9 protein-coding genes are annotated in these 10,884 nt (G+C 62.8%); 4 read left to right on the top strand and 5 right to left on the bottom strand.

Features of this window, described 5'->3' with window-relative positions:
* The 5 genes from RA24_RS07840 to RA24_RS07820 all read right to left on the bottom strand — a co-directional run.
* The coding region (locus tag RA24_RS07840; RefSeq protein ID WP_039190820.1) for a FliM/FliN family flagellar motor C-terminal domain-containing protein at positions 1–1,282 on the bottom strand (1,282 nt) is incomplete at its 3' end.
* Between the two features lie 84 nt (positions 1,283–1,366).
* Positions 1,367–4,045 carry an ATP-binding protein gene (locus RA24_RS07835; protein WP_019295853.1) on the bottom strand — a complete coding sequence of 893 codons (2,679 nt, stop codon included), beginning with the start codon at positions 4,043–4,045 and terminating at the stop codon, positions 1,367–1,369.
* Positions 4,045–4,386, bottom strand: a complete 342-nt coding sequence (locus RA24_RS07830) for a hypothetical protein (RefSeq protein ID WP_052269558.1) — start codon at positions 4,384–4,386, stop codon at positions 4,045–4,047. Before RA24_RS07830 ends, RA24_RS07835 begins: the two co-directional genes overlap by 1 nt.
* Positions 4,387–4,393: 7 nt before the next feature.
* Complete coding sequence (locus tag RA24_RS07825; RefSeq protein ID WP_019295851.1) at positions 4,394–4,774, bottom strand: response regulator transcription factor; 381 nt, start codon at positions 4,772–4,774, stop codon at positions 4,394–4,396.
* 92 nt (positions 4,775–4,866) lie between these two features.
* The gene (locus RA24_RS07820; RefSeq protein WP_039169798.1) at positions 4,867–6,165 is read right to left on the bottom strand and encodes a helix-turn-helix domain-containing protein; all 1,299 of its coding nucleotides are present in this window, start codon (positions 6,163–6,165) and stop codon (positions 4,867–4,869) included.
* Between the two features lie 231 nt (positions 6,166–6,396).
* Between RA24_RS07820 and RA24_RS07815 the strand changes: the two genes are divergently transcribed.
* The 4 genes from RA24_RS07815 (at position 6,397) to RA24_RS07800 (ending at position 10,875) form a co-directional block, all read left to right on the top strand.
* Positions 6,397–7,743, top strand: a complete 1,347-nt coding sequence (locus tag RA24_RS07815) for a substrate-binding protein (RefSeq protein WP_019295849.1) — start codon at positions 6,397–6,399, stop codon at positions 7,741–7,743.
* Positions 7,744–7,875: 132 nt separating this feature from the next.
* Positions 7,876–8,898, top strand: coding sequence for a branched-chain amino acid ABC transporter permease (locus RA24_RS07810; RefSeq protein WP_019295848.1), 1,023 nt, complete (start codon positions 7,876–7,878; stop codon positions 8,896–8,898).
* Positions 8,899–8,901: 3 nt separating this feature from the next.
* Positions 8,902–10,107: a branched-chain amino acid ABC transporter permease gene (locus RA24_RS07805; RefSeq protein WP_039190818.1), complete on the top strand. Its 1,206-nt coding sequence runs from the start codon at positions 8,902–8,904 to the stop codon at positions 10,105–10,107.
* 12 nt (positions 10,108–10,119) lie between these two features.
* Positions 10,120–10,875 (top strand): ABC transporter ATP-binding protein, encoded by a 756-nt coding sequence (locus RA24_RS07800; protein ID WP_019295846.1) that lies wholly within the window; start codon positions 10,120–10,122, stop codon positions 10,873–10,875.
* The last annotated feature ends 9 nt before the right edge of the window (positions 10,876–10,884 follow it).

Below are 10,884 nucleotides of genomic sequence, written 5' to 3'. Positions count from 1 at the left end.
CAAGATCACCGGCGGGGAAATCTGGCAGTTCGGGAAGATCAGGCAAATCGGTCAAGCCGCCGTCAAGCCCGTCCATGCTCATCGCGCCTTCACCTTCGAGCATGGGCATGCCCATCGGATCGGCCCCACCATCGAGGCCGCTGCCCAGATCACCGCCAAGCCCGCCGCCGAAACCTGCGTCCAGACCATCACCAGCGCCTGCGTCCAGCGCTGAACCCTCCAGCCCCGGCCCAGCATCAAGCGCGGGCAGGCCCATGTCATCCATCGGATCCTGCAGCCCTTGGGCAGCAATCCCCATATCCATTTCCAGTGCTGGCGCCGGTTCCGGCATCGTTTCCATGCCGCCGCCTTCGGAAAATGCGGCCGCTTCAGCGCCGCCGTTACGCGGCTGGCTGTTTCTGGGCGGGTTCAGACGCACAGCCCGCGAGCCGTTCATCTGGCCAAGACGCCCCTGTGCAACCGGTTTGCCGCCAATGGTCAGCAAATCCGTTTCATAGAGAAAGGCCGAATCCAACGGGATGCTGTCGCCAATCTTGAGGCTGGCAAACTGCTGCACCGGCACGCGCATCTTGCACAGCACCGCTGTCAGCTCCGCACGGATCGAATCAAGGCTGGCGCCAAGCGACGGGCCATTGGCGCTGCCCTGGCCGTCTTGCAGTTCTTCCGCAGTTGGTTCTGGCAGGATCAGCTTCATCACGCCCTGCATGGCACCGCAGGCGAGATCCAGGTTCAGTTCGATTACCCGGTAGTCATCGGCCTCCATCCCCAGTACCAGGCTGCGAACGTTTTCGACCTGGGCACCGAAGCGGTAGCCGGAAAACAGGGACTGGTCCGTCTGACCGTCCAGCATAGCCACAACTTTGGCAAAGCTGCGCTCCAGGAAATCGGCCGTCATTGCCGCGTCGGTCGGTGTGTAGTGACGTTCAGACGGTGCCTTGCCGATCACCGCCCCGATGGTCTGCTGCTGGATCAGCGCCGTAACAGTAGCCGCATCCATGCTGGCAGCCCCCAGCCGCCCCTGCGGGCAGTCCAGCACCACCAGCAAATCCTTGTCGGATAGCTGATCGGCCAGGTCCTCGGACATCCGGTTGGACTGGCGCGCGGCCAGCACCGCCATCGGCAGATTGCAGAGATCCGCAGCCGCGCGCGCAACCGAACGGCGCAACGCCTTCAGGGTCAGGGAACTGGTGAGCCCCCCGGCGCCTTCCTTGGTCGCCGCCAGCTTACGTGCAAGCACACTTTGCCTGCCGCTGCCTGCCTCTGCTGCTTCTGTCTCAGACATAGGCTGTTTAACCTGCCCCTTGCGCGTCCCGTTTCCCCGGTTTTAACCGAAAGGGGGTTAACAACTTCTGTATTCCGGCGCTGGTTATGCAGCCTTTTCACCTGCAGCGGGCAGAGAAACCCGGAAAGCGCCGCCGCCGTGTCCAGGCAGATAGGAGACATCGCCGCCCAGCCGCTGCATGACCTCGCGGCAGATCGCCAAGCCCAGGCCGGCACCGCCTGCCCGTTCCGGGCTGACCCGCGCAAATTTCTCGAAAATCATCTGCTGGGCGTCCGCTGGCACACCACTTCCATTGTCAAAGAAATCAACATGAAGCCGCCCGCCGGACATCGAGGCGGAGACAGACAGCTCCGGCTGCTCCGCGTCGCAATATTTCTGGGCATTGGCAATCAGATTGATGAACACCTGCGCCAGCCTGTCTAGATCGGAGGTCAGGCGAAACCCTTCCGCCTCCGGGCGGCGGCGGACCCGCAGCGGCTGATCCGACCCTGCCAGAGCGGCAGCAACAGCATGATCCAGCACTTCGGACAGGGTGCCGACGGTAATGTTTAGGCTGACCTGCCCGCTTTCGAGCACACTAAGATCGAGCAGGTCATTCAAGAGCCGCGTCAGACGCAGTGTTTCATCATGAATGATTCCCGCATAGCGGCGCTGCTCCTGCGCATCGAGCTGCCCGGCATCCCGCAGGATCTCGGAAAACGCCCGGATTGAGGTCATAGGCGTGCGCAACTCATGGCTTACCTGGCTCAGGAAGGCATCCTTCTGTTCTGAAATCTGAGTAAGCTTCTCGTTTGTTTCCCTAAGCTTACGCGCTGTTGCCGACAATTCCGCCGATTGCGCCTCTAGACGGCTGGAATATTCCAGCATCTGTGCTGTCTCATCCGCCACCGCCAGCAGATCGGCAACCGAAACCGATGAGCCGCCGGCAATCTGGCCGATCATCGCATGCGCCGCAGCCGCCCCGATGGAGGCACTGAGTTCCCGTTCCAGCCGTTCCAGAAAGGCAGGCGTCGGTTCCGGCAGCGGGCCGCGGCCGCCTTGGCGCATCCGCTCGCGCTGGAAAAATGCCTGCGCTTCCGTCGCCCCCAGGATCCGCTGCGACATGATCATCAGATCCTCGCATTGCGCCACCGAACCGGTCCAGCCGCGCGGGCCCGCGGAATGGTCGAATACATTGACGAACTGCGCCCCCTGCAGCCGCTCCAGCGGGCTGGGGAAGCTCATCAGCGAGACCAGGCAGAACACTATTGCATTGAGGCTCATCGACCACATCACAGCGTGGACCGTCGGATCAAGGCCCTCGATCCCGAACAGCGCCTCGGGACGCAGCCAACTGAGACCGAACAAGCCGTATCGCAAAATGTGCTCCGGCAGCAGCCCGCCGCCCAAGGCCGGCAGCAGCATGGTATACAGCCAGATTGCAAACCCCACCGTCAGCCCCGCCAGCGCACCGCTGCGGGTGGCGCCGCGCCAGAACAGGCCGCCCACCAGCGCGGGCAGCAACTGCGCCACACCGGCAAAGGAAATGAGGCCAATGGCCGCCAGCGCCGCGGCGCCCCCGGAGAGGTGGTAATAGAAATACCCCAGCGCCATGATCGCCGCGATCGACACCCGCCGCGACAGCAGCACCACATCGCGCACATCGCCCGATACGGACGCCTGCCGGTTTTGCAGCCGCAGCCAGACCGGCATCACGATGTGGTTCGACACCATCGTCGACAGCGCCATTGCCGCCACGATCACCATAGACGTGGCCGAGGAAAACCCGCCCAGGAAGGACAGCATCGCCAGCCCCTGCTGGCCTTGCTGCAACGGTACCGTAAGGACAAACATGTCGGGGTTCGACCCTGCAGGCAAAAGGTCCAGCCCGACAACGGCAATCGGCACCACGAACATCGAGATCAGCAGCAGGTACAGCGGAAAGGCCCAGGACGCGATGCGCAGGTGGCGCTCATCCTCATTCTCCACCACCATCACCTGGAACATCCGAGGCAGGCAGATAAAAGCTGCAGCGGCCAGAAAAGTGATCGTCGCCCAGCGGCTGCCATCGACATTCCACTGCCCGATCTGGGAGGCGTCGATGCGCGCCAGCGTTTCGCCGATGCCGCCGGCAATGCCCCAGACAACAAAGACCCCCACCGCCAGCAGCGCGGCCAGTTTGACAATCGCCTCCAGCGCAACCGCGGTTACCACACCGTGGTGGCGCTCATTGGCATTGAGGTTGCGGGTGCCGAACAGGATCGCAAACACCGCAAGCCCCGCGGCAACCCAGAACACGATGGAGGTTTCGTTATACCCCCGCAGCGGATCGGCCTCGGCAAAGATTGCAAAGGACAAGGTAACAGATTGCAATTGCAGTGAAATATACGGGGTGACGCCAATCACCGCCAGTATGGTCACCCCGGCGGCCAGCAGGTTCGACTTGCCATAGCGCGAGGACAGGAGGTCAGCGATTGAGGTGATCCGCTGGCTGCGCCCGATCCGCACCAGCTTGCGCAACCCCCACCACCAGCAGATCATCACCAGGGACGGGCCCAGGTAGATGGTCACGAACTCCAGCCCGGACCGCGCCGCATAGCCAACTGCGCCGTAAAAAGTCCAGGCAGTGCAGTAGATTGACAGCGACAGCGTGTAGATCAGCGGCGAACGCATCCAGGCCGCGCTCTTGCCCCGCGTTGCCATGCGGTCAGCCCAGAAAGCGATGAAGAACAGAAAGGCCACGTAGGCCAAACAAACGAAGGCAAGAACGTTGAGGGAGGCCATTAGCTGCCTGCCTCTCTGCCAGCGGGCTGCTCTGGGGAGCTTGTCCCGTCCGGTCCGCCGCCGGTCCAGTGGTCGGCCCACCGCTGCACCGCCAGGCTGAATACAAAACAGGCGGCGATCAGCCCGATCCAGACCGCAAAGATATAGATAATGGCCGACGACATGCTGACCCCTCCGCGTGCCGCTGGATGGGCCGAAGCCTCGGGCCACAGCAGCGGCAGCGCCAGCAACAGGGCGCCGATCAGCGGCAGCAGCCGGGAGATGTCCATTAGCCGGCGGCGGCGGTAGGTCTGGCGCTCTGTCCGGGTCCCCGCCTGTTCTTCGCCGCTTCCCAGCGTCATGGCGCCCTTATCCCTGCCCGGCCTGGGCATGCAGGTCGCGGACCGCAGTAAGAACCTCGGCGTTGGAGAACGGTTTGGTCATAAAGCGGGTGACGCCTGCCTTTTCTGCCATTTCGCGGTCGCGCATCTGGCCGCGGGCGGTCAGCATCAGGACCGGCAAGGCCTGCATGCCCTCTAACGCGCGCAGTTCGCGCACGATTTCCAGCCCGCTTTTGCCCGGCAGCATCAGATCCAGTATCACCAGGTCCGGACCCGCATCCCGGATCACCTCGACCGCGGTTGCACCATCGGTGTGCGCATCCACGCTCCAGCCGTCGCGCATCAGCAGAAACCGGATCGCCTCGGTGATGTTCGGTTCGTCTTCAATCAGAACAACATGCCTGCCCATCAGCAGAATTTCCTCCCGGCGCGGTCCTGCGGCCTGCTCGGCCCGGACACGCGGTTATTTTTCCGCAGGTTAGCCCCCTGCCCGCATGAGTGTCAAAACTCTTCCTTCAGGATCGACGGTTCGCGCCGCGCCGGGCAGGCCTGGCGCGGACAGATCCGGCAGCTGGCTCCCACCGGCTGCGGATCCTCGGCGTCCTTGGCCCCGGGCAGGATCAGCATCACCGCGCGGTACAGGGGGTCCTCACCAAAGTCCGGCTGTTTCTGCATCCAGGCCGTGGCCATGCAATCAAACGCCGCGGCATTGCGCCCGTGCTGCACCACATTGCGCCGGACCGGCACATTGGGGTTCACCAAAGCAGTATAAAGCGGCCAAAGCGGGCATGAAGCACCGAAGCGCGGCATCGCAAAGCCGGTCACCGGCTTGCGGAACAACAGCGTGCCGGAGGCATCGCAGATCACCAGCCCGGCCTCCTGGCTAAGCACCTCCTCCGGCAGCGCCGCGAGGCGGCGCAACACCACAGGCAGCCCGCAATTGAACCGGCCCGCCAAAGCAACCGGGTTTATGCCGCTTGCGGAAATCTCTTGTTCCAGAGCTTGCAGCGGCATTGCACGCGCGTCGGACTGGTATTGCGCTAGCGCTGCCTGGGCGAGGCTGCGGGCCGCCTCGCCGGTCAGGTCCGGCTCGTCCCGCACCAAATCCTCGGGCGTGGCAGAGCCGTCTTCAAGGGCTGGGAAATGAAAACCGCTGTTCTGAAAAAACGCCTCGGCCTCCTCCTGCGGCATGCCGCGCCGGTCCGCGCCGCTGCCGTCCTCATCGAGAAAGCTGACCAGCGCCCGGCTGCTTTCGGACAGGCGCAGCGAGTCCTGGTTGAGGTTTTTATGGAACCGGTCCCGCCATTCCGGTTCCAGCTCACCGGTTTCCGCAAGGATCGAAGCAGTGGAGCGGATCGCAGCAGCGGTCGACAGCACCTCATGCACCGAGGCTGCCAGGTTGGGGTCATGTGTCAGCCGGTCAGACAGGGTTTCCACCGTGCGCTCCAGCGTGGCGATGCGGCGGTGGCCCGCCGCCAGAACCTCTGCCCAGCCCGGAAAGCGGCCCGCAAATTCATCGACCCGGTCCAGTTCTGCTACCGGCACCCCGCTGTCTGCCGCCGCCTCCCGCAGGGTGGAGATCAGCGCCGCTTCCGCCCCCTCGCTCAGCATCGAGGGCTCGACTCCCAGCACACCTGCAATCCCGACCAGCAGCTTGCCGCCGATTCTGCGCCGGTTGTGCTCAATCAGGTTGAGGTATGAGGCCGAGATCCCCGCCTCCCGCGCCAGTTCGGCCTGGCGCATGCCCAGGATCAGCCTGCGCTCGCGGATCCGGCTGCCGGTCAGGGTATCGCGTGCCATGATGGCGGGCCTCCCAAAACACTTCCATTTCAACGGCTTTCTGCAACGCAAAATAACTTTGTTTACAGATGGCCGAAACTTATTGTTCAGTTCTTTACAGAATTTTCAAGCAGTAAAAGGGTTTTATTGCCTGAGTTTACATGTGCCTCTCATACTGATTTTGCACGCAAAGTGCTGGTACCGCGCAGAAGTGAGGAGCTGCAAGGCACCAATCATATCAGGGAGGAATACATGTCTAAATTTGACGCATCGCGCCGCAGAGTCCTTAAGACCGGCGCAATTGCAGGCGCCGGCGTGGCGCTGCCAACGATCTTTACCGCCTCTTCCGCCGCGGCATTCACCAACGAGCCGACCGGCGGAACTGTTACTCTTGGCTTCAACGTGCCCCAGACCGGCCCGTATGCCGACGAAGGCGCTGACGAGCTGCGCGCTTATGAGCTTGCGGTTGAGCACCTGAACGGCGGCGGCGACGGCGGCATGATGAACACCTTCAGCTCCAAGGCGCTGCAGGGCAACGGCATCCTGGGCAAGAAGGTCGAGTATGTCACCGGCGACACCCAGACCAAGTCCGACGCTGCCCGCGCCTCTGCCAAGTCGATGATCGAGAAGGACGGCGCGGTGATGATCACCGGCGGCTCCTCTTCCGGTGTGGCGATTGCCGTTCAGGGCCTCTGCCAGGAGGCAGGCGTGATCTTCATGGCTGGCCTGACCCACTCCAACGACACCACCGGCAAGGACAAGAAAGCCAACGGTTTCCGCCATTTCTTCAACGGCTACATGTCCGGCGCGGCACTGGCACCGGTGCTGAAGAACCTCTATGGCACCGACCGCACCGCCTATCACCTGACCGCAGACTACACCTGGGGCTGGACCCAGGAGGAATCAATTGCAGCCGCCACCGAGGCGCTGGGATGGCAGACCGTGAACAAGGTCCGCACCCCGCTGGCTGCAACTGACTTCTCCTCCTACATCGCCCCGGTGCTGAACTCCGGCGCCGACGTGCTGGTGCTGAACCACTACGGCGGCAACATGGTGAACTCGCTGACCAATGCGGTGCAATTCGGCCTGCGCGACAAGGTGGTGAACGGCAAGAACTTTGAAATCGTGGTGCCGCTTTACTCCCGTTTGATGGCCAAGGGTGCCGGCGAGAACGTTAAGGGCATCCACGGCTCCACCAACTGGCACTGGACGCTGCAAGATGAAGGCTCCAAGGCCTTTGTGAAATCCTTCGGCACCAAATACGGCTTCCCGCCGAGCCAGGCCGCCCACACCTGTTATGTGCAGACCCTGCTTTATGCGGATGCAGTGGAGCGCGCCGGCAGCTTCAACCCCTGCGCAGTTGCCGAAGCCCTGGAAGGCTTTGAGTTCGACGGCATGGGCAACGGCCCGACCCTCTACCGCGCTGAAGACCATCAGTGCTTCAAGGATGTTCTGGTGGTACGCGGCAAGGAGAACCCGACCTCTGAGTTCGACCTTCTGGAAGTGGTCGAGGTCACCCCGCGCGCGCAGGTGGAATACGCACCCGACCACCCGATGTTCGCCGGCGGCAACCTGGGCGCCTGCAACCCGGGCGCATAAGCCAGCCACAGGGCACCGGAAGTACCTATGCTTTCCGGGCTGGAGGCCGCACCCCGGGCTCCGGCAGCCCCAACCGGCCCGTCCGCTCCCCCGCCGGACGGGCCTTCCCCAACCTGACGCACGGTGGGACCCATGGACGCCATTCTCCTGCAAATCCTGAACGGGCTCGACAAAGGCTCGGCCTATGCGCTGATCGCGCTGGGTTTGACACTCATCTTCGGCACGCTGGGCGTGGTGAACTTTGCCCACGGGGCGCTGTTCATGATCGGCGCCTTCTGTGCCGTCACCCTGCAGCGCATCCTGAACCTCAGCTTCGAACTCGTAGACGAAACCCAGACGGACTTTCTGGGCAACCCGCTCAAAGTGAAAACCCCCTATGTGGAGGCCTGGTTCGGCCCCGACATCGGCGGCAGCATCATCGACTGGGCGGTACCTTTGGCGATCCTCTTTGCGATCCCGATCATGATCGGCGTCGGCTATGTGATGGAGCGCGGGCTGATCAAGCATTTCTACAAGCGCCCCCACGCCGATCAGATCCTGGTGACCTTTGGCCTCGCCATCGTGCTGCAGGAAGTGGTGAAGTACTTCTACGGCGCCAACCCGATCCAGACCCCGGCCCCGGATGCCCTGAACGGCGTTGTGAACCTGGGAGCCGCCATCGGCATGGACATCGTCTATCCGGTCTGGCGCGTGGTCTACTTCTTCTTTGCGGTGCTGATCATCGGCGGCATCTTCAGCTTCCTGCAGTTCACCACCTTCGGCATGGTGGTGCGGGCCGGCATGGCAGACCGCGAAACCGTGGGCCTCTTGGGCATCAATATTGACCGCCGCTTCACCATCATGTTCGGCATCGCCGCCGCTGTCGCCGGCCTCGCGGGCGTCATGTACACGCCAATCAATTCCCCCAACTACCACATGGGCATGGACTTCCTGGTCCTCAGCTTCGTGGTGGTGGTAGTCGGCGGCATGGGCTCCCTGCCCGGCGCGGTGCTGGCGGGTTTCCTGCTGGGCGTGCTCGAAAGCTTTGCCTCGATGAACGAGGTCAAATCGCTGCTGCCCGGCATCGACCAGATCATCATCTATGTGGTCGCAATCATTATTCTGCTGACCCGGCCGCGGGGCCTGATGGGCCGCAAAGGCGTGATGGAGGAATAAGACATGTTCGGACTCGACAAAAAAGACACATCAAAGCTGATCATCGTCGCCTGCCTCGCGCTGCTTGCGCCCTTCATCCTGAACCCGTTCCCAACGGACAGCGCCCTGGCGCAGTTCAACGCGGGCTATCCGGACCTGATGCAGCGTTTCGTGATCTTCGGGATTTTCGCCATCGGCTTCAACATCCTCTTCGGCCTCACCGGCTACCTGTCCTTCGGCCACGCGGCCTTCCTGGGTGTCGGCTCCTACTCCGCCGTCTGGATGTTCAAGCTGATCGGCATGAACGTGATCCCGGCGATCGTGCTGTCGGTGATTGTCGCGGGCCTGTTTGCGCTGCTGATCGGCTTTGTCAGCTTGAGACGCTCAGGCATCTACTTCTCGATCCTGACGCTGGCCTTTGCGCAGATGTCCTTCAACCTCGCCTATTCAGTGCTGACCCCGATCACCAACGGCGAAACCGGCCTGCAGCTGACGCTGGAAGACCCCCGCATCCTGGGCGTTTCTGCCACCGCGGACGGCTCGATCCCGGTGACCAACCTGTTCGGCCTTGAAATGCGCTCCACCTTCGAGATGGCGGTCGGCCCCTGGGCGTTCCAGTTCAACGCGGGCTACTACCTCTGCGCGCTGATCATGCTGGCAGCCTTCTACCTGTCGATCCGCATCTTCCGCTCACCCTTCGGCATGATGCTGCGGGCGGTGAAGTCGAACCAGCAGCGGATGAACTACACCGGCCTCAACACCCGTCCCTACACCCTGGCCGCCTTTGTGATCTCCGGCATGTATGCAGGTCTTGCAGGCGGGCTGATGGCCTCGATGGATCCGCTGGCAGGCGCGGAGCGGATGCAGTGGACCGCCTCCGGCGAGGTGGTGCTGATGACCATCCTCGGCGGCGCCGGCACGCTGATCGGCCCGGTGCTGGGCGCGGGCTTCATCAAGTACTTCGAGAACATTTTCTCCAAGATCAACGACAACGTGCTGCACACCTGGTTCAGCTTCCTGCCGGACGGGATGGAGGACGCGGTGGTGTTCATCATCCACCCCTTCATCGGCAAGGGCTGGCATCTGACCCTCGGCATCCTGTTCATGCTGGTGGTGATCTTCCTGCCCGGCGGCCTGGTTGAGGGCGGCCAGCGGATCAAGGGCTGGCTCAGCCGCCGCAAGGCCAAAGACGGCAGCAAGGCTGCCGGCGAAACCAACCCCGCGGAATGAGGAGACGAAACAATGGGTATCCTTGAAGTCAAAGACGTGGGGAAACGGTTCGGCGGCCTGCAGGCGCTCTCGAACGTGAACCTCAGCGTTCAGGAAAACTCGGTCCACGCAATAATCGGGCCGAACGGCGCCGGCAAGTCCACGCTGCTGAATTGCCTGGTGGGCAAACTGATCCCCGACACCGGTTCCGTCATGTTCGACGGCCAGTCGGTGCTGGGCCGCGCGCCTTACGAGATCAACCAGATGGGCATCAGCCGTGTGTTCCAGACGCCGGAAATCTTCGGCGATCTGACGGTGCTGGAGAACATGATGATCCCCTGCTTTGCAAAGCGGGACGGCGCGTTTGAGCTGAACGCCCTCTCCGCGGTGCTGAAACAGAAGGACATCCTGCAAAAGGCTGAGCACATGCTGGAAGAAATGAACATGGCGGACAAGCGGCACATGCACGCCGCCGCCATGTCCCGCGGCGACAAGCGACGGCTGGAGATCGGCATGTGCCTCAGCCAAGAGCCACGCCTTTTGCTGCTGGATGAGCCGACGGCCGGCATGGCGCGGGCCGACACCAACAACACAATCGACCTGCTGAAACAGATCAGCGAAGAGCGCGACATCACCATCGCCATCATCGAGCACGACATGCATGTGGTGTTCAGCCTCGCCAACCGGATCACCGTGCTGGCCCAGGGCACCCCGCTGGTGGAGGACGATCCCCAGAACATCCGCGGCAACCCGAAGGTGCGCGAAGCGTACCTGGGCGAGTCGGCGTAAGGAGGAACC

It is taken from the genome of Leisingera sp. ANG-M6 (genome assembly GCF_000813905.1).
In the GTDB taxonomy this organism is placed as follows: domain Bacteria; phylum Pseudomonadota; class Alphaproteobacteria; order Rhodobacterales; family Rhodobacteraceae; genus Leisingera.
The sequence above is the reverse complement of the archived record's forward strand: the minus strand, read 5'-3'. Positions and strand labels throughout refer to the sequence as shown.

What these genes read in the sequence shown, in the direction of transcription:
- RA24_RS07815 (WP_019295849.1), top strand. Translation starts at nt 6,397, where the DNA reads ATGTCTAAATTTGACGCATCGCGCCGCAGAGTCCTTAAGACCGGCGCA.
- RA24_RS07810 (WP_019295848.1), top strand. Translation starts at nt 7,876, where the DNA reads ATGGACGCCATTCTCCTGCAAATCCTGAACGGGCTCGACAAAGGCTCG.
- RA24_RS07820 (WP_039169798.1), bottom strand. Translation starts at nt 6,165, where the DNA reads ATGGCACGCGATACCCTGACCGGCAGCCGGATCCGCGAGCGCAGGCTG.
- RA24_RS07800 (WP_019295846.1), top strand. Translation starts at nt 10,120, where the DNA reads ATGGGTATCCTTGAAGTCAAAGACGTGGGGAAACGGTTCGGCGGCCTG.
- RA24_RS07835 (WP_019295853.1), bottom strand. Translation starts at nt 4,045, where the DNA reads ATGGCCTCCCTCAACGTTCTTGCCTTCGTTTGTTTGGCCTACGTGGCC.
- RA24_RS07825 (WP_019295851.1), bottom strand. Translation starts at nt 4,774, where the DNA reads ATGGGCAGGCATGTTGTTCTGATTGAAGACGAACCGAACATCACCGAG.
- RA24_RS07830 (WP_052269558.1), bottom strand. Translation starts at nt 4,386, where the DNA reads ATGACGCTGGGAAGCGGCGAAGAACAGGCGGGGACCCGGACAGAGCGC.
- RA24_RS07805 (WP_039190818.1), top strand. Translation starts at nt 8,902, where the DNA reads ATGTTCGGACTCGACAAAAAAGACACATCAAAGCTGATCATCGTCGCC.